At 70.8% G+C, this 18738-nt stretch carries 11 protein-coding genes; 2 read left to right on the top strand and 9 right to left on the bottom strand.

All coding sequences use genetic code 11. The annotated features are described in order from the left end of the window. Positions 1 to 4 precede the first annotated feature (4 nt). The 3 genes from BJ991_RS03510 to BJ991_RS03500 all read right to left on the bottom strand — a co-directional run bounded on the left by BJ991_RS03510 (position 5) and on the right by BJ991_RS03500 (position 8396). A complete protein-coding gene (locus BJ991_RS03510) occupies positions 5 to 6076 on the bottom strand; it encodes an Ig-like domain-containing protein (protein ID WP_179487505.1) in 6072 nt (2023 codons plus the stop codon). Between the two features lie 182 nt (positions 6077 to 6258). Then, positions 6259 to 6900, bottom strand: a complete 642-nt coding sequence (locus BJ991_RS03505; RefSeq protein ID WP_179487503.1) for a DNA-3-methyladenine glycosylase I — start codon at positions 6898 to 6900, stop codon at positions 6259 to 6261. Between the two features lie 50 nt (positions 6901 to 6950). After that, positions 6951 to 8396 carry an AAA family ATPase gene (locus tag BJ991_RS03500; RefSeq protein WP_179487501.1) on the bottom strand — a complete coding sequence of 482 codons (1446 nt, stop codon included), beginning with the start codon at positions 8394 to 8396 and terminating at the stop codon, positions 6951 to 6953. 290 nt (positions 8397 to 8686) lie between these two features. On the opposite strand from BJ991_RS03500, the gene BJ991_RS03495 reads away from it, so the two are divergent. Next, positions 8687 to 9082, top strand: coding sequence for a glucose-6-phosphate dehydrogenase (locus BJ991_RS03495; protein ID WP_179487499.1), 396 nt, complete (start codon positions 8687 to 8689; stop codon positions 9080 to 9082). A gap of 34 nt (positions 9083 to 9116) precedes the next feature. Here BJ991_RS03495 and BJ991_RS03490 read toward each other — a convergent pair whose 3' ends face one another. Both BJ991_RS03490 and BJ991_RS03485 read right to left on the bottom strand, forming a co-directional pair. Beyond that, positions 9117 to 11222 carry an acyl-CoA dehydrogenase family protein gene (locus BJ991_RS03490; RefSeq protein WP_179487497.1) on the bottom strand — a complete coding sequence of 702 codons (2106 nt, stop codon included), beginning with the start codon at positions 11220 to 11222 and terminating at the stop codon, positions 9117 to 9119. A gap of 215 nt (positions 11223 to 11437) precedes the next feature. Further along, positions 11438 to 12490: a zinc-dependent alcohol dehydrogenase family protein gene (locus tag BJ991_RS03485; RefSeq protein WP_179492456.1), complete on the bottom strand. Its 1053-nt coding sequence runs from the start codon at positions 12488 to 12490 to the stop codon at positions 11438 to 11440. Positions 12491 to 12596: 106 nt separating this feature from the next. On the opposite strand from BJ991_RS03485, the gene BJ991_RS03480 reads away from it, so the two are divergent. After that, on the top strand, positions 12597 to 13397 hold the full coding sequence (locus BJ991_RS03480; protein ID WP_179487495.1) for a glycoside hydrolase family 16 protein: 801 nt from the start codon (positions 12597 to 12599) through the stop codon (positions 13395 to 13397). Between the two features lie 3 nt (positions 13398 to 13400). Here the strand turns inward: BJ991_RS03480 and BJ991_RS03475 are convergent, their stop codons facing one another. From BJ991_RS03475 to recQ, 4 genes are all read right to left on the bottom strand, one after another. Further along, complete coding sequence (locus tag BJ991_RS03475) at positions 13401 to 13883, bottom strand: glutathione peroxidase (protein ID WP_179487493.1); 483 nt, start codon at positions 13881 to 13883, stop codon at positions 13401 to 13403. Positions 13884 to 13922: 39 nt separating this feature from the next. Then, positions 13923 to 15599: a formate--tetrahydrofolate ligase gene (locus BJ991_RS03470; protein WP_179487491.1), complete on the bottom strand. Its 1677-nt coding sequence runs from the start codon at positions 15597 to 15599 to the stop codon at positions 13923 to 13925. A 155-nt stretch (positions 15600 to 15754) separates the two neighbouring features. Continuing rightward, the gene (locus BJ991_RS03465; protein WP_343048635.1) at positions 15755 to 16579 is read right to left on the bottom strand and encodes a TrmH family RNA methyltransferase; all 825 of its coding nucleotides are present in this window, start codon (positions 16577 to 16579) and stop codon (positions 15755 to 15757) included. Positions 16580 to 16611: 32 nt separating this feature from the next. Next, entirely contained in the window at positions 16612 to 18603 is a 1992-nt protein-coding gene (gene recQ, locus BJ991_RS03460; RefSeq protein WP_246301217.1) for a DNA helicase RecQ, read from the bottom strand. Positions 18604 to 18738 lie beyond the last annotated feature (135 nt).

Genomic DNA, 18738 nt, shown 5'->3' with positions numbered 1-18738 from the left:
GGCGCTACCAGGTCGTGCGTCTGGAGTCGCCCCAGCCCTCGATCGTCACCCACGCCTGCTGGCCGCTGTCGCCGAAGTAGCAGCCGAGCTGGATCGTGCCGTTGGCCGGGATGTCGCGCCAGGCGCCGCCCGCGAACGGGGTGCCTCCGTAGGGGCCGGTCGCGTTGCAGTAGACGCGGTAGCTGCCCGCCGGGAAATTCGAGGTGGTGAGTGTGAGGTACGCGCACTGCGAGCTCGTACAGGTCGGGCTGTTCGTGCGGCTGCCCTTGCCCGCCTGCGCCGTCGCCTGCGGCTGCTGCGCCGTCGTGTCGGACGCCGACCGCACGGCGGACACCTGGCCTTCGCTGTCGTACGCGCGCACCTGGATCGTGCCCCGGAAGTCGTAGCCGTGGTTGACCGTGCGGCTTCCATTGAGTGAGACGTTCTCCCACCCGTTGCCGTTGATGTTGATCTGCACGCGCTGGATCGGGCGGCCGTTGGGCGCCGGCGCGCTCCAGCCGTAAGTGATGCTCGTACCGCTCGCGTTCGCGGTCGCACCGGGTGTGTTGACGGGGCCGTAGGGGATCTGGCCCGCCGACGAGGCCGAGGCTGCTCCGTCATAGCGCACGCCGTCCATCGACGTGTACGCGCGCAGGCGCACCTGGTACGTCGTGCCGTTGTTGAGGCCGGTGATCGTCGAGCCGTTGAACGCCTGCCAGCCGCCGCCGTTGAGCGAGTACTCGTAGCGCAGCTCGCTCGCGGTGGCGCCGTTGCCCGCGCCGGGCGTGTAGGTCACGGTGAGGCGGCGGTCACCGGGGGTGACGCTCGTGATCGTCGGCGCGCCGGGTGCGGTGAACGCGCGCCGGGGTGCGGATTGCGCTCCCCACTCGCCCCAGCCCGCCTTGTTGCTCGCGCGGAGCCGGAACGTGTAGTCCGTGGTCGACGTGTCGACGACGACGGCCTGGCTCGTCTGAGTGGCGGGAATGCCCGGGATCGTGCTCACGACCGACCCGCCGCGCATCACCTGCAGCTCGTAGCCGGCGATGGGGGCTCCGTTGTTGGCGGGCGCGGCCCACGCCACCTGGAGCTGCGCCTGCGCGCCGACCGGCTCGAGGCGCTGCGTCGCCGGAGCCGCGACGGGCTCGGGGGCACGCGCGGGGATCTCGGTCGCCGACCACGCGCTCCAGCTCGACGGCTCCGGCGCACGGTTGTGCGCCTGGACGCGGACCTGGTACGCGGTGCCGTTCTCGAGGCCCTCCCACACGTACGTGTTGCCCGTCACGCCGGTCTTCTGGGCGACGCCCGAGGGCGGGGCGGGCGAGATCTCGAGTGTGAACGACTCCACGGGCGAGCCGGGCGTCGTCGGCGTGATCCACGCGATCGAGAGACTCCGGTCGCCGAAGCCCGTGAACGAGGGCGCCTGCGGAGTGTCGGGGCGGGCGTCGGGGCGCGCCGTCTCGGACGCGGGCGACGGGTCGGATGGGCCGACGCGGTTGACCGCCACGACGGTGAAGTTGTACTCGACGTTGTTCGTGAGCCCATCGAGCGTGCACGTCGTCGCGGTGCAGTCCTTCGAGTAGTCGCCCCGCGTCGACGACACGACGTAGGTGGTGATCGCGGCGCCGTTGTCGGCGGGCGGCGTCCACGACAGCACGACCGTGCGGTCCTGCACGCTCGACACCGTCGGCGTTCCCGGAGCTTCGGGACGACCCTGCACCGTCACGAGGATGCGGCCCTCGACCTCGCGGTCGACGTCGGCCGTCGCGTCCTGGATGCGGTAGCGCACGACCATCGTGCCGACGAAGGTGCTGTTCGGGCTGACCGCGACCTGGTCGCCGCTCACCTCGGCGGTGCCGTTCCCCGTCTCGACCGCCGCGGCGACGACCTTGAGCGGCCGGTCGGGGAACGGGTTGAAGTCGTTCGCCAGCACGGGCACCGTGACGGTCGTGCCCTGGTGCGCCTCGTCGACCACATCGTCGTTCGCGGTCGGGAGCGTGCGCGTCGAGGCCGTCACGGTCACGACGACGTTCCCCTCGATCGGTTCCGTCTCGCCGTCGGCGATGCGCACGCGGAGCGTCGCCCGCGTGCCCTTGGGTGTCGCGGCATCCGCACTCACGTTCAGCGTGCCGTCCGAGATCGACGCGCTCAGCCCGCTCGGCGCACCGCCCACGAGGGTGTAGGAGGCGCGCGCGACGTCGCCGGGGTCGGGGTCGGTCGTGAGGGCGCGCAGGTCGAGCCGGCTCGCGTCCTCGCCCGGCGCGACGTCGAGTTGCCCGTCGAGGAACTCCGGCTGCTGGTTGTCGGGCGGCAGCACCGTGACCGGAAGCGTGAGGGTGGCCTTGAGCCCCTCCGGGTCGTCGGGCCCGGTTCCGTCGGTGACCTCGAACGTGATCGCGTCCTGACCGAAGTAGCCCTGCTCGGAGGTGTAGACGAGGGTCGTCTGGTCCTTGACGAGCCCCGAGCCGTCGCCGTGCACCGCGGAGACCTTCGCCGCCTCGGTGATCACCGCTCGCGTGCCGCGCGATGTGCGCACGTGGTCGGCGAGCGGGATCTCGATCGTCTCGCCGCTCTTCACCTCGACGCCCTCGGTCGTCGCGAGCGTCGGCGGCAGCGAGGTCAGCGACGGCACGCGCACGAACGCGGTCGCCTCGAGGCCGTCGCGGTCGGTGATGCGGTACTGGACGAGCCGCTCCTCGTCGCCGATCTCGATGCGCAGGCGGCCGTCCGGCAGTACGCGCACCCCGGTGCCCTCCGCCGTGACCTTGAGGTCGGCGACGACGCCGTCGGGATCCTCGTCGTTCGCGAGGACCTCGAGATCGACGGATGCGTCCTCCACATCCTGCGGGACGATGCGGTCGTCGCGGGCGATCGGCTTCATGAGCGGCACGTCGTCGGAGACCGTGATCTGAAGAACGCCGATCGCCTCGGCGCCCCGCACGTCGCGGATGCGGTACTGCAGCGACGTGACGACCTCGCGTCCGGGGGACGTGACCACGACGCGATCGCCGAGGACCTCTGCCGCCAGGCCCGGGACGTCGGCCGTCTCGACGCCGTTGCGCACGAGCGTGATCTGATCGCCATCGGGGTCGGAGTCGTTCTCGAGCACGGGCACGGCCACCGACCGGCCGGGGCGCATGACGATCGCGTCCTTCACGGCGTAGGGCGCCTGGTTGACCGAACCCGCGGGAGCGATGCCGACGCGGATCGTGGCCGTCGCCTGGGCGCCGAGCCGGTCGCGCACGCGGTAGGAGAACTCGTCGACGCCGACCGAGTCGCCGACCGCCTGGTACTCCAGCCAGTCCGGGCCGATCGCCGAGATGAGGCCCTTCTCGGGCGCGGACGCGATGCCCAGGAGGTCGACGGAGTCGCCGTCGGGGTCGATGCCGTCGAGCGGGATCGCGATGCGCACCGTCGCGCCGCCGACGACGCGCGCCGTGAGCTCCTCGGGCCGCGGCGCCTGGTTCGTCTCGGGGCTCACCGGGAGCACCTGGATCGTGAGGTACCCGGCGTCCTTCTGACCCGTGCTGTCGACGACCTCGTACGTCGCGTACACGGTGCCGGGCTCATCGCTCGCGCGGAAGCGCACCGTGTCCTGCGTGACGAAGATCTCGCCGTCCTCGGGTGCGGGCAGCGGCTCGACGAGCTCCGGAGCGACGTGGATCGTGTCGTCGTTCGGGTGGTAGTCGTTGTCGAGCACGGGGATCGTGACGACGTCGCCCGCGCGCACGACCACGCGGTCGTCGTTCGCGACGGGGGGCCGCAGCTTCGACGGCGCGGGGATCGGGATGACGACGACCTCTCCGTCGGCGCTGTGCTTGCCGTTGGAGATCGTGTACTTGACCGTGACCTGCTCGGCGAGCGCGCCCTGGTCGGTGATGCGGAGCGTCTCGTGCCCGAGCACCGACACCGAGATGCCGCTCGACGGCTCGACGGTCACCGACTGTACGACGAGGATGCCGCCTGCGGGGTCGGAGTCGTTCGCGAGCACGTCGACGAGCACCTCGCGGCCACTCGGCAGCAGCGCGACGTCGCGCACCGCGACGGGAGGCAGGTCCGTGTCGGAGTCCTCCAGGACGTCGACGCGCACGACGCCGGGTGCCGAGAGCGACCCGGCCGACACGAGGTACTGCACGTAGTACACGCCGGGCTGCTTCGAGGAGAACGCGAACCGCCCGTTGGCGTAGTCGGGAGACAGCGACGCCCCCGCCGTCTCGTCGACGCGCGTGAGGCGCAGCGGCTCGCGGCTCGGGTTCGTGTCGTTCGCGAGCGGCGAGACCGTGACCGACTTGCCGGCACGCACGACGACGTGGTCGGCGTTCGCGACGGGAACCGTCGAGCCGGGCGGGCGCACGTCGAAGCGCACGACGCCCTCCGTGACCTCGGACCCGTCCGACACGGAGATGACCACCTCCTTGCGACCCTGCGTCGGCCCGAGCGCGCGATACGTGATCCGGCCGTCGGCCGTGAAGTCGACCTCATCGCCCTCCGCCGGAGTGACCGATCTCAGGAACACGTCGTCGCCGTCGGGGTCGATCCAGTCGGGCAGCACGTTGTAGGACACGACCCCGCCGGACTCGACCGCGATCGCCGTGATGCGGTTCTGCTTCGGCGCGCCGTTGATGCTCCAGTCGTGCACGGTGAGCTGCACGTTCGCGCGCGCCCGTCCGGTGCGACCGTCGTCGGCCTCGTACTGGAACGTCGTCGTGCCGGTCGCGTCCTCCGGCACGGCGATCTGCAGGCCCGAACCGCTGTTGATCGACTGCACCTCTCCGAACGACGGCCCGTCGTCGGGAATCGTGACGGTGAGCACGTCGCCGTCGGCGTCGGAGTCGTTGTCGAGCACCGGGAGCATCGTCGTGCGACCGGGACGGACGCCGAACTCGTCGTCCACCGCGACGGGCGGCGTGTTGATCGCCGACCGCTCGGGGAGAGTCGTCTCGACCGTCTCGTCGGTCGTCTCGTCGTCGTTCTCCTCGGTCTCGCCCTCGGGCGGAGTGATGTCCTCCCAGTTGTCGACCTTCTGCAGGTCTTCGCTGGCCATCCACGCGGCGCCGCCGATGACGTCGTTGAGCACGATGACGTCACGGTTCACACGGAACCTGAGCGCGGCATCCGGCGAGGCCCCCGGCACCGTCGTCGACTGGTCGTCGGCGTCGCCGACGCAGTCGCGCACGAACGCGGCAGACCCCGACCACACGCCGTACGCGCAGCCTTCGAGGTACACCGGCTCGGACGGCGCCCCGTCGCCCTCGGCCTTGGTCTCGGTGATCTCGGAGCCGTCGAGCGGAACCCGCAGCAGGGCTCCGGGCGCCGCGACCATGACAGCGTCGTTGGGCTCGGACGGGGCCTGAAGCACGGATGCCGCCCCCGCGCCGAGCTCGGCGCGCAGGCCGCGCGTGCTCCAGATCGTGTGGCTCTCGTTGTCGAGCACGACCGGAATATCGCCGACGACCGTGATCGAGGCGGCCGCGTCCTCGCCGAGCCCGTCGATCGTCGCGCGCTCGGGCTCGGCCGGATCACCGTCGGCCCCCATGCGGATCGTGACGACCTCGCCCGTCGCGGGCGCGACGGCGTAGACCGTGCCGTCGAGGCCGACCGCGACGTCGGCGCCCTCGCCGAGCTCGGCCGACGGCTCGGCGCCCGCGACCTCGAAGCTCGCGACCGCCTTCGCAGGCAGGACCCACAGCGAGCCGGCGCTCGGGTCGAGGATCGCGAGGGTCGAGCCGCCGAGCGCGACGTCGGCGCCGCCCGGCACCTGCGCGTTGTCGCCGAGAACCACCATCGCGGGGTCGATCGCCGTCACGGAGGAGCCCGCCTTGTCGACGACGAGCACGTTGTCGCCGGACTGCAGGATGTCGTACTCGTCGCTGACCGTGCGCAACCCGGAGTCGAGCACGCGCGACTCGTGGTTGAAGTGGCCGACGAGCAGGCTCGACTGTTTCGTGACCCACACTCCCCCGTCGTGCAGGTCGACCTCGGTCGTCGGGAATCCCTCGTAGAGGAACGCCATCGTGCTGATCGCCACCGCGCCCGCCGTGACGATCCCCGCGGACGCGAGGGTGCGCGGGCGCGCGCGAAGCCACGACGACGCTTTCACGGGGTCCTCTGCCTCCTCCGGGCGGGATCGACGACGTGCGTGGCGACGGGCGAGATGATTCGGCTCACGACGAAGGGGGGAAATGGGCGGGGGAGCCCCAGCCTAACCCCGGGCCGGTCGATGTGACGAGCCCTTTCCACACGGCGGTGATCCCGGGCCGCCGTCCCGAACGCCTCGTCAGGCTACGCGCCGGCGGGGCGGCGACTCGATGGGGACAAATCCCCACGTGCCGCAGCAGACGAGCCGGATGCCGCGCGCCAGCACCCCTCGACGTGGTCGTCGACCATGCCCGCCGACTGCATGAGGGCGTACATCGTCGTGGGCCCGACGAAGCGGAACCCGCGCGCGAGCAGCACCTTGCTCATGGCCTTCGACTCGGGTGTCGTCGCGGGGATCTCGGCGAACGATCGCGGCCGCGGCCGGGCATCCGCGGGCGGCGCGAACGACCACATGAGCTCGTCGAGCTCGCCCTCCGCCATTTCGGCCACCACCCGGGCGTTCGAGATCGTCGCGAGGATCTTCGCCCGATTGCGCACGATGCCCGCGTCGGCCATGAGCCGTTCGATGTCGTCGTCGCCGAACTGCGCGATCGCCTCGGGCTCGAACCCCGCGAACGCCTCGCGGAACCGTGGGCGCTTGCGCAGGATCGTGATCCACGACAGCCCCGCCTGGAAGCCCTCGAGGCTCATCTTCTCGAACAGCGCGCGGTCCCCGTGCAGCGGGGTGCCCCACTCCTCGTCGTGGTAGCGGCGGTACTCGGAATCGGAGTCCGCCCATGCGCAGCGCGCGACTCCGGTCTCGTCGACGGCGACATCGAGGCTCATTCCGCCCACGCTAGCGTCGTGCGCCGACACGGGCGCCGGCGTCGCTCGACTCAGCCGAGCGGCCGAAAGGCGAACGCGCCGACGCTCGTCGCCCACGCTCCGGGCCGCGCGTCATCACCGCCCTCCTCGGGCGGGTCCGTGCCCAGCAGGCGGCGCGTGAGCTTCTGCCGCTCGCTCGCGAGCTCTTCGAGCGCCTCGGCCAGGTGCTCGTCCGCGACCTCCTCGCCGCGGGTCGCCGCCAGCAGCACGCTGCGACGGATGAGCTCCTTCGCGAACGATCCGGTGACGCCCTCGGTCGTCTCCGCGGCGGCGCGGAGCGCCTCGTCCGAGAACGACAGCCGGTCGGCGTAGTGACGGTACAGGCGCTCCCGCTCCGCGAGCGCGGGAAGGGGAACCTCCACCGCGAGGTCCACACGGCCGGGTCGCTCGGCGAGCGCACGCTCGAGCACGTCGACGCGGTTCGTCGTCATGACGAACGCGACGTCGGCGTCTCCGTCGAGTCCGTCGAGCGCCTCGAGCACCTCGAACAGGAGCGGCTGCGGCGAGCCGTGGCGCTCCATCGCAACCAGGTCGATGTCTTCGAGCACGACGAGCGAGGGCTGGAACGTGCGCGCGATCTCGGCCGCGGCGCTGATGAACCGGATGCTGGAGCCCATGAGCAGCACGGCGGTGATGTCGGGCGTGCGCGAGAGCAGGTGACGCACGGTGAGGGTCTTGCCGGTGCCGGGAGGCCCGTACAGCAGCACGCCGCGCTTGAGGTGCTGGTTCGCCGCCCGGAGCAGCTCGCGGTGGTCGCCGATGCCGACGACGTGCTGCACGACCTCGTCGAGCAGCCCCTCGGGGAGGATGACCTGCTCGGCCGCGACGTCCGGGCGCGAGAGGAAGGTCGCGCCCGCGTCGCGCCCGTACTCCGTCGGCACGAACGAGAGCACCTGACCGCGCAGCACGCTGTGCTCGATCATGAGCGCGCGCACGCGGTCGAGGAACGACGACACGACGTCGGGGTCTTCGCCCATGACCTCCACCAGCCCGGTCGGCCGGCCCATGTGCGGAGCCGCCGCGCGCTGGACGAGCGCGATCGGGCGGCCCTCGTGCGCGAGCAGGCGGACGCCCATCGCGACGACACGTCGGCTGCCGGCGGGGCCGGTCGCGCGCTCCGAGTAGTCGACCGGCCCGATCGGGAAGGGCACGTGCGGGCTGTTCACGAGCTCGGCCATGCCGCTGTGCAGCCGCTGCTCCCCTCCGCCCACGCCGAGAAGCTCGCCCCCGCTCTCAGCCGCGATGAGCTCGAGGGCGATGTCGGCGTCGACGAGACGGTGGTCGGCGATCGCCTCCTGCACGACGGGGAGCGCCGCGGCATCCGTTCCGAGATGCTCCGAGATCCGGTCGCCGAGCGGGGTGCGCTCGGCGCGACGCTCCTGATCGCGGAGGGAGTTCACGTGCCCGAGGTAACGCCCGACGGCGCGCATGAGGTCTCGGTCGTCGTCGCGGAGCATCCGTCGGTTCCCTTCGTCGGAAGGTCGCATCGTATCGGGACGCGACGACGCAGAACGCGATCGAGGGGATCACGCCCCGAAACGCGATCCCCTCACGAGGCGATGCGAGCGCGAAGCCGTGCGCCGCGGTGCGCCTCACCAGGGAAATGTCCGGACCGGGCGAATCGTGTCATCGCGCTCTCGCATCGTTACCGTTCCGTTATCAATGCGCCGGGGCGACGACACGCCCGCGAGTCGCTTACCGTTGAAGTGCAGGTGCGCCTCCCCCGGCACCGCACGAGAGGAATGTCATGAGGATCGTCGCGTCATCCGACTGGCGGGACGCCATCCCGTTCGAGAGCCCCGTGCTGGTGGCCGACGTCGTTCCCGGAGACCCGACGCGCTGCTTCACGTGCGGCGCCGACTCCGAGCCGCGGCCGCGCACCGAGCTGTGGGCGGTCAAGCACCGGCATCCGAAGAACCACGACGGGTTCGTGCGGTTCTACTGCGCCGAGCACCGTCCCGTCGTCGTGCGGCGCGAGGCTCCGGCGGCCGCGGCGCCGCGGGCGAAGTCGCGACCGCCCGCCGAGCGAGCGCCTTCCCGCCGCACGCCGAGCACCCGCGACGTCACACGGGCGATGTGCCCGAACTGCTTCGTCGAGGTGTCGGCGAGCGGCGACTGCGGGATGTGCGGCTGGTCGGAGTGACCGGCCGCGCCGCACCCGGACCCGGCGCGCGCCGCTACTTCTTCTTGAGCGACTTCTCCGACAGGGGCATCTCGCCCGACGCCTTGAGCCCGCGGTAGTACTCGCGCGCCTCGTCCTGCCGCTGCTGCTCGGCACCCGACGCGATGGGAGCGCGCACGTGCTCGGGCTCGAAGCCGTACGCGTCGACGAGGTCCTGGGCGTGCGGGCGGAGGCGGGCGGAGAGGCGGTCGATGTAGCGCGAGACGGATGCCGCGCGCTGCGTCGACAGTCGTCCGTTGATGAGATACCACGCGAGGTGCTTCTCGATCAGGTGCAGGCCGAACAGGTCGCGCAGCCACGTGAGCACGCGCTTCGTGCCCTCGTCTGCGATGCGGTTCACGCCGTCGGTGAACGCCTCCCACTGGAGCAGCTCGGCGTGCGCACGGGCCGCCTCGATGAGCTCGGCCTGGTGCACGTTGAACAGCTCTGCCGCCTCTGCCTGCGAGAGCTTCGACGCGGGGCGCAACGCGGCGGCGAGGTCGGCCACCATCTGCTGCACACGGCCCGCGAGCAGCTCGTGCTGCTGCTCCTCCCGCAGGCCGAGCTCGACCGAGCGGGCGGTCGAGCCGAAGTCGGCGACGGCCTGTCCGAGCTGCCGGAGTCCGGCGCCGTGGAACACCTTGCCGGCGGTCTGTCCGACCGCGTAGCGCGCGAGCTTCGCGGCATCCGCGCCCTTGAACTGCTTCGCGAAGTCGCTCAGCAGACGCTTGCCGACCAGTTGCAGGAGGACGTTGTTGTCGCCCTCGAACGTGACGTACACGTCGAGGTCCTGGTGCAGTCCGACGAAGCGGTTCTCGGCGAGGAAGCCCGCGCCGCCGCAGGCCTCGCGCGCCTCCTGGATCGTCGCGAGCGCGTTCCACGTGCTGAGGGGCTTCAGCGCGGCGGCGAGCGTCTCGAGATCCTCGCGCTCGTCAGGGGTGTCTGTGCGACCTGAGAACACGCCGTCGAACTTCTTGAGCAGCTCGTCGTGGGCGAAGAACTGCGCGTAGTTCTGGGCGAGCAGCGGCAGCAGGCGCCGCTGGTGCTTGCCGTAGTCGAGCAGCACGACTTCTTCGGTGCCGGTGCCCGAATCGAACTGACGGCGCTGGTTCGCATACGTGAGCGCGATATGGAGCGCGAGCGCGGTGCCGACCGTCGCGGCGCCGTCGAGCGACACGCGGCCCTGCACGAGCGCGCCGAGCATCGTGAAGAAGCGACGGCCGGGCGAGGGGATGTCGCTCGTGTAGGTGCCGTCGGGCGCGACCTGGCCGTACCGGTCGAGCAGGTTGAAGCGCGGCACGCGCACCTGGTCGAACGCGAGGCGTCCGTTGTCGATGCCGTTGAGGCCGCCCTTGACGCCGTCGTCCTCGCTCTTGATGCCGGGCAGCATGTCGCCCGCGTCGTCGCGGATCGGCACGAAGAAGCAGTGCACGCCGTAGTTCACGCCGTTCGTGATGAGCTGCGCGAACACGGTCGCCGCTCTGCCGTGCAGGGCGGCGTTGCCGAGATAGTCCTTGTACGCGCCGCGGAACGGCGTGTGGATCTCGAACTCCTCGGTCTCGGGGTCGTACGTGGCCGTGGTGCCGATGGCCGCGACATCCGATCCGTGTCCGGTCTCGGTCATCGCGAACGCACCCGGCAGGCTCACGTCGATGACGCCGGGCAGCCACGCGTCCCAGTGCTTCTTCGTGCCGAGCTGGTAGATGGCCGAGCCGAAGAGACCCCACTGAACGCCCGACTTGATCTGCAGGCTCGGGTCGGCGAGAACGAGCTCCTCGAAGCCCGCGAGGTTCGCGCCGTTGTCCTCGAGGCCGCCGTACTCCTTCGGGAACGCGCGACTCGAGCCGCCGTGCTCGACGAGCAGGTGCAGCTGGCTGAGCACGCGCTCGCGGTGGTCGGACATCGGCTGTCCGTCGATGCGCCAGAACGCGGAGTCCTTGATCATCTCGCGCGCATCGCGGCGGGTCTGCGCCCACGTTCCGAGCAGGAGGTCGGTCACCGACGCGACGTCGATGCGGGGCTCGGATGCCTCGGCGGCGCTGTGCGCGGCGGTCGGCGCGCCCCCGGCGGGCGTGCGCTTGCTGGTGGCGGGCTTCTTGGTGCGGACGGCGGCGTCAGCCATGGATGATCACCTTTCGACATCGACAGAGCAAGTCACTCTGACCGTAGGACTCCCACAACTTCACTCCAAGTCGGCTGAAGGTGTTCTACAACACGATGAGCGACCGTCGACGGCGCTCGTTGTGCGGACCCGACAGCCGGTCTCGCGCCCGGTGACGCATGCCGGGTGCGCGGAGCGGGGCGGGCCGGATGCCGGCTCCGCCGCATCCGTTCCGATCACGCCTGCATGACGACCTTGAGGGCCTTGGTCTCTGCCGCGCGGCTGAACACGTCGTACGCCTCGAGGATTTCTCCCAGCGCGAATTCGTGGCTGGCGAACTTCGCGGCCGCGAGCTTGCCGGACTCCACCATCTTCAAGAGCATGTCGGTCGTGTCGGTGTTGACGAGCCCCGTCGTGAGCGTGATGTTCTGAATCCACAGATCCTGGATCGGAAGCTCGACCGGCTTGCCGTGCACGCCCACGTTCGCGATGACGCCACCCGGCCTCGCGAGCTGGAGTGCGAGACCGAGCGTCGGCGGAACTCCCACCGCCTCGATCGCGACGTCGACGCCCAGGCCATCCGTGAGGGCGAGGACGCGCTCCTTCGCCCCCTCGCCCGACACGACCGTGTGGGTCGCACCGAACTGCAGTGACTGCTGCAGCCGGTTCTCGTCGAGGTCGACCGCGATGACGCGGGAGGGCCCATAGAGCTGCGCCGTCATCATGGCCGCGAGACCCACCGGACCGGCGCCGATGACCGCGACGACATCACCCGGCTTCACGTGGCCGTACTTGACCCCGATCTCATGGCCGGTGGGCAGGATGTCGCTGAGCATCACGGCGTCGCGGTCCGACACCGAGTCCGGCAGTCTGTAGACGGATGTCTCGGCGTACGGCACACGGACGAACTCCGCCTGCGTTCCGTCGATGAGGTGCCCGAAGATCCAGCCGATGCCGGATGCGCCCTCGTCGCCGAGGCAGTGCGAGTAGATGCCTTTCTTGCAGAACTCGCAGCGACCGCACGCCGAGATGCACGAGATGAGCACGCGGTCGCCGACACTCAGGGTCTCGACCGCGTCGCCCGTCTCGACGACAGTGCCGATGCCCTCGTGACCGAGAATGCGACCGTCGGTCACAGCAGGGACGTCGCCCTTGAGGATGTGCAGATCGGTTCCGCAGATCGTCGTCGTCTCGATCTTCACGATGACGTCCGTGGGCCGCTGGATCGTCGGCTTGGGCACGTCGTCCCACGACTTCAGGCCGGGTCCGTGGAACACGAGCGCTTTCATGGTTTCCATGCGGCCGACGGTATGCCCCGGCAGATGCCGGGTCGGGGGCCTTTGGTCCCTTGCCGCGGCGAGTGCGGATGTCGCCCGCGGGGAGCACAATGACGGCATGGGCAACCCCGAGACGCCGCTCGACCTCGACGGCAGCGCCCCCGACCTCGACGAGCGGTTCGACGAGGGCGTGCTCGACGAGACCGTCTGGTGGCCGTACTACCTGCCGCACTGGTCGTCGCGAGAGCGCAGCGAAGCACGGTACTCGGTCGCGCCGGAGGGACTCGAGCTGCTCATCGACGCCGAGACCACTCCGTGGTCGCCGGAGTTCGACGGGGGCATCCGCGTCTCCCACCTGCAGACCGGCGAGCTGTCCGGTCCCGTCGGATCGACCGTCGGGCAGCACCGCTTCCGGCCCGACCTCGTCGTGCGCGAGGCGCAGCCCGAACGCCGACTGCACCTCGTGCGCCACGGCGTGATCGAGGTGCGCATGGCGGCCATCCGGCACCCCGACGTGATGGTCGCGTTCTGGCCGATCGGCTTCGAGGACGAGCCGGAGCGCTCCGGCGAGATCTGCATCGCCGAGATCTCCGGGTCCGAGATCGACGACGGGGGCGGCCTGGTCGGCGTCGGCGTCAAGGCCCAGAACGACCCGCGCCTTTCGACCGAGTTCGAGAAGGTGCGCGTCGAGGGCGACCTCACCGACTTCCACGACTATGCCGTCGCGTGGACCCCCGACGAGCTGCGGTTCTACATCGACCATCGCTGGGTGAAGACGGTCGCGCAGCGTATCGACTATCCGGTGCAGCTCATGCTCGACGTCTTCGAGTTCCCGCGCGGGGACGGGCGGCGCGACCTCGACGCGCTCCCCCACCGGCTCCGGGTCGAGCGCGTGCGCACCTTCCCGTACGCCGGGTGAGCGTCAGCCCGGCAGCGCCTCTTCGATCGCCGCGATCACCGACGGGTCGTCCGGCTCGGTGTGCGGGCGGAAGCGCCTCATCGTGCCGTCGGGTGCGACGAGGAACTTCTCGAAGTTCCAGGTGACCCGGCCGGCTTTGCCGGAGGCATCCGGTGTCTTCTTCAGTTCGGTGTAGAGCGGATGCTCGTTCCGCCCGTTCACGCGGATGCGATCGAAGATCGGGAAGGTGATGCCGTAGGTGGTCGAGCAGAACTCCTTGATCGCCTCGTTGCTGCGCAGCTCCTGCAGGAACTGGTTGCTCGGGAAGCCGAGCACCTGCAGGCCGCGATCGCCGTACTCCTGCTGCAGCCGCTCGAGCGTGGCGTACTGCGGAGCGAGGCCGCACCGAGAGGCGACGTTCACGATCAGGAGGGCCTTGCCGTCGAAGTCGGCGAGAGTCCTTCTCTCGCCCTCCATCGTCTGGAAGGGGATGTCGGTGAGCGCCATGGGAGCGAGCGTAATGCCGCGCCGCGGGTACCCGGCCGCTCAGAAGAGGCCGACGATGCGGCCCTCGTCGTCGACGTCGATCGAATCCGCCGCGGGCACCGCCGGAAGGCCGGGCATCGTCATGATGTCACCGCAGATCATCACGATGAACCGCGCCCCGGCCGCGAGCCTCACCTCGCGGATGTCGACGACGTGTCCCTCGGGAGCGCCGCGCAGCTTCGCGTCGGTCGAGAACGAGTACTGCGTCTTCGCCACGCACACGGGGTAGTCGCCGTAGCCGTCGTCCTGAAGGCGGCGGATCTGCGCTCGAACCGCGGTCGAGGCGGTGATGTCGGATGCCCCGTAGATGCGCGTCGCGATCGCGCGCATCTTCTCCCACAGCGTCGCGTCGTCGGGGTAGGTGAAGCGCAGGTCGGACTCGTCGCCGTCGCACAGGCGCCTGACCTCGCGCGCGAGCTCCTCGGCGCCGGCGCCGCCTTCGGCGAAGTGCTTGGCGACCACGGCCTTGGCCCCGGCGGCCTCGGCCGCCCCGATGAGCGCCCGCACCTCGGCATCCGAGTCCTCGGCCCTGTGGTTGATCGCGACGACCGCCGGGATGCCCCACGTCTCGCGCACCGTGCGGACGTGACGGACCAGGTTGACCGTGCCGCGCTGGAGCGCCTCGACGTTCTCGAGGGGCAGGTCGGCGACCTCGACCCCGCCGTGGTACTTCATCGCGCGCACGGTCGCGACGATGACCGCGGCCGACGGGCGCAGCCCGGACGAGCGGCACAGGATGTCGATGAACTTCTCCGCCCCGAGGTCGGCGCCGAAACCCGCCTCAGTCACGACGTAGTCGGCGAGGCGCAGCGCGGACGCCGTCGCGATGAGCGAGTTGCAGCCGTGCGCGATGTTCGCGAACGGGCCGCCGTGCACGAACGCGGGCGTGTGCTCCATCGTCTGCACGAGGTTCGGCGCGAGCGCGTCGCGCAGCACCGCGGTCATGGCTCCGTGCGCCTTGAGGTCGCGCGCCCGGACGGGCTTGCGGTCTCGCGTGTAGCCGACGACGATCTCGCCGAGGCGCGCCTTGAGGTCGGCGAGGCTGCGGGCGAGGCAGAACACCGCCATGACCTCGCTCGCGACGACGATGTCGAATCCGGATTCTCGCGGGTACCCGTTGCCGGGACCGCCGAGGCCGGACACGATGTCGCGCAGTGCACGGTCGTTCACGTCGAGCACGCGGCGCCACGTGACGCGGCGCACGTCGATGCCGAGTGCGTTGCCGTGGTGGATGTGGTTGTCGATGAGCGCCGCGAGCAGGTTCGTGGCGACCGCGATCGCGGAGAAGTCGCCGGTGAAGTGGAGGTTGATGTCCTCCATAGGCACGACCTGTGCGTAGCCGCCCCCGGCGGCACCGCCCTTCATGCCGAACACGGGTCCGAGCGCGGGCTCGCGCAGGCAGATCATCGCCTTCTCACCGAGGCGCGTGAGCGCGTCGCCGAGGCCGACCGTGGTGGTGGTCTTGCCCTCGCCGGCGGGCGTCGGCGAGACCGCCGTCATGAGGATCAGCTTTCCCTGCGGCCTGTCGCGCAGGGATGCGAGATACGACAGGGCGACCTTCGCCTTGTAGTGCCCGTATGGCACGATGCTCTCGTCGGGAATGCCCAAGCTCGCTGCGATCGTGCCGATGGGCTCGAGGTGTGCCGCCTGAGCGATCTCGATGTTGCTGAGAGCCACGTATCCCTCCCGATGCGCGCCTTCGCGGGTCGCGGGCTCCTTCGCCCGCTCGCGACAGCCTAGAGGGCGGCGTGGCCCCGCCAGAGGAACTCTCCCGTCGAACGGCAGGCGTGTTGCGCCGATCGGAGAGCCCGGTGCGCCGGCCGCCTCGGACGTCACCCGGCGGGCGGGCCTCCCGCATGGCGGCGACGCTGGCGGGCGGCCTCGTACAGCACGGCCGTCGCGGCGTTCGCCGCGTTGAGCGAGCTCGCCGACCCGACCATCGGTATGCACACCATCAGATCCGCGGCCTCGCGCCAGGCGGTGCTGAGACCCGACGTCTCGTTGCCGACCAGGACGACGTGCGGCCCGCGGAAGTCGTGGTCGTCGATGTCGACGTCGCCCGACTCGTCCGTCCCGACCAGCAGTGGCCGCGAATCGAGCCGGTCCGCCCACTCGACCACCCCGCGCGGCGACGGGATGCGGATCGTCGGGACGGCGAAGAGCGACCCCGTGCTCGCGCGAACGGACTTGGGGTCGTAGACGTCGGCCGCGTGGCCCGTCACGATGACGCCCGTCGCCCCGAATGCGTCGGCCGAGCGGACGAGCGATCCGATGTTCCCCGGCTGGGTGGGGCGATCGAAGACGACGGTCAGTTGCTGTTCACCCGTGGCGATGCGGTCGAGCGCGTCGGGGCGCATCGCGACCACGGCGACGAGCTCAGGCGCGCCCTCGGACTTCTCGCCGAGCTCCGCGATGAGCTCGGGCGACATCGCGACGTGCCGCGCGGACGGCGTGCGCTCGAGGATCCCGGCGGCCCACCGCGAGAGTGTGCGGCTCTCGTCGAAGACCACCGCGCGGAAGTCCCACCCGTGCTCGAGGGCGAGCGTGATCGGCCGCACCCCCTGCACGATGAACTCGCCTTCGCGCTGCCGCGTCTTCCGGTTCGCGAGGAGCGACTGCCACACCTGGAACCGGGCATTCCTCGTCGTGATGCGCACGGCTGCCACGCTACTCAAACGCCGCCCCCGCATCACGCGGCGGCAATGACCTCGAGCACGGCCTCGCCGTAGGCCTCGCGCTTCTTCGCCCCGATGCCCGAGATCCCGTCGAGGTCGGCGAGCGTCGCGGGGCGGTGCTCGGCGAGCGCGCGCAGCGTCGCGTCGCCGAACACGATGTAGGCCGGCACGCCCTGCTCGCGCGCGACGCTCGCCCGCCACGCGCGGAGGGTTTCGAAGAGCTCACGGTCCTCGTCGGCGAGCGACTCCGCAGCCGGTGCCTTCCGCCCGCGTGACCCCGCCGAGCCGCCGCGACCGAGCACATCACGGCGCAGCGGAACGGGCACCTCGCCCTTGAGCACACCGGCCGCCGACTCGCCGAGCGCGAGCGTCCCGTACTCGCCGCGTGCCACCAGGATGCCGCGAGCGAGCAGCTGGCGCACGACGCTGCGCCAGTCCTGGTCGTTCAGGTCGGCGCCGAGTCCGTAGGTCGAGAGGGAGCCGTGCCCCTGCTGACGGATGCGCTCGGTGTCTGCGCCTCGCAGGATGTCGATCAGATGGCCCGCGCCGAACGCCTGACCGCGCTCGCGTTGCAGCCGCACGATGGTCGACAGGAGCTTCTGCGAGGCGACGAGCCCGTCCCACGTCTCGGGCGGCTCGAGGCATGTGTCGCAGTTGCCGCACGACTCGGACTCCTGGCCGAAGTACGCGAGGAGGTTCTGGCGTCGGCACTCGACGGTCTCGCACAGCGCAAGCATCGCGTCGAGGTGCTGTCCCATGCGCATCTTGTACGCGCGATCTCCGGGGCTCTGGTCGATGAGACGCCGTTGCTGCACGACGTCACCGAGTCCGTACGCCATCCACGCGATCGCCGGCTCGCCGTCACGGCCGGCGCGACCCGTCTCCTGGTAGTAGCCCTCGACCGACTTCGGCAGGTCGATGTGGGCGACGAAGCGCACGTCCGGCTTGTCGATGCCCATGCCGAACGCGATCGTCGCGACCATGACGACGCCGTCGTCGCGCAGGAACCGCGCTTGGTTCGCGGAGCGGACGGATGCCTCGAGCCCCGCGTGATACGGAAGCGCGTCGATCCCCTGCCCGCGCAGGAACTCGGCCGTCTGCTCGACGGACTTGCGGCTCAGTGCGTAGACGATTCCAGCGGACGCCTCGGGCATCGAACGGATGAACCCGAGCAGCTGCCGCCGCGGATCGACCTTCGGCTCGATGCGGTACTGGATGTTCGGGCGGTCGAAGCTCGCGACGAAGTGCTTCGCCTCGGGCAGGCGCAGGCGCTCGGTCAGCTCGCGATGGGTCGCGCGCGTCGCCGTCGCGGTCAGCGCCATGCGAGGAACACCGGGGAACCGCTCGGCGAGGTCGCCGAGCGCGAGATAGTCGGGCCGGAAGTCGTGACCCCACTGCGACACGCAGTGCGCCTCGTCGATCGCGATGACGCTAAGTCGACCGCGCTGCAGAAGCTTCGTCGTCGCGGGCGCCGACAGCCGTTCTGGTGCGACGTAGACGAGATCGAGCTCACCCGCGAGGTACGCGCGCTCGACCGCGGCTCGCTCGAACGGCGCCTGGGTCGAGTTGAGGTAGGCCGCCCGCACACCGTTGGCGATGAGCGCGTCGACCTGGTCGTGCATGAGCGCGATGAGCGGACTGATCACGAGCCCGGTGCCCGGTCGCACGAGCGCCGGCACCTGGTATGTGATGCTCTTGCCGCCGCCGGTCGGCATGAGCACGACCGCGTCGCCGCCGTCGATCACGTGGTCGACGATCGCGGCCTGGTCGCCGCGGAACGCGTCGTACCCGAAGACCTCGCGCAGCACATCGCGCGGGTCGGATCCCGTGTGCTCGCGGCGCGGCGCGCCGTCGAACAGGTCCGCCGACGGCGGGGGTGCGAACTCGTCGGGCGGAGGCGTCCACCCGTCTTCGGGCGGCGCCCACGAGTCGTCGGGCGGCGCGTCGACGTCGGCCCAGTCGAGGTCGGCGTACAGGTCGCCCGGATGATCAGTCACGCGGTCCAGGGTAGCCGCGGCATCCGACTCGCCCCTCGCGACCACCGCCGCCCGCACGATCCGCCGCGGACCACCGGCCTGGGGAGGAGCCGTCGCTCCCGCCGCCCCGCCTTCGCACCCGCCCCCGACCCGCCGCAACCCACC

The sequence above is a fragment of the Microbacterium immunditiarum genome, from assembly GCF_013409785.1.
In the GTDB taxonomy this organism is placed as follows: domain Bacteria; phylum Actinomycetota; class Actinomycetes; order Actinomycetales; family Microbacteriaceae; genus Microbacterium; species Microbacterium immunditiarum.
Note: the sequence above shows the minus strand (reverse complement) of the source record. Positions and strands in the feature narration are given on the sequence as shown.

Coding starts and splice junctions, on each gene's coding strand:
- BJ991_RS03505 (WP_179487503.1), bottom strand. CDS start 6,900: ATGAGCCTCGATGTCGCCGTCGACGAGACCGGAGTCGCGCGCTGCGCA.
- BJ991_RS03500 (WP_179487501.1), bottom strand. CDS start 8,396: ATGCTCCGCGACGACGACCGAGACCTCATGCGCGCCGTCGGGCGTTAC.
- BJ991_RS03495 (WP_179487499.1), top strand. CDS start 8,687: ATGAGGATCGTCGCGTCATCCGACTGGCGGGACGCCATCCCGTTCGAG.
- BJ991_RS03490 (WP_179487497.1), bottom strand. CDS start 11,222: ATGGCTGACGCCGCCGTCCGCACCAAGAAGCCCGCCACCAGCAAGCGC.
- BJ991_RS03485 (WP_179492456.1), bottom strand. CDS start 12,490: ATGAAAGCGCTCGTGTTCCACGGACCCGGCCTGAAGTCGTGGGACGAC.
- BJ991_RS03480 (WP_179487495.1), top strand. CDS start 12,597: ATGGGCAACCCCGAGACGCCGCTCGACCTCGACGGCAGCGCCCCCGAC.
- BJ991_RS03475 (WP_179487493.1), bottom strand. CDS start 13,883: ATGGCGCTCACCGACATCCCCTTCCAGACGATGGAGGGCGAGAGAAGG.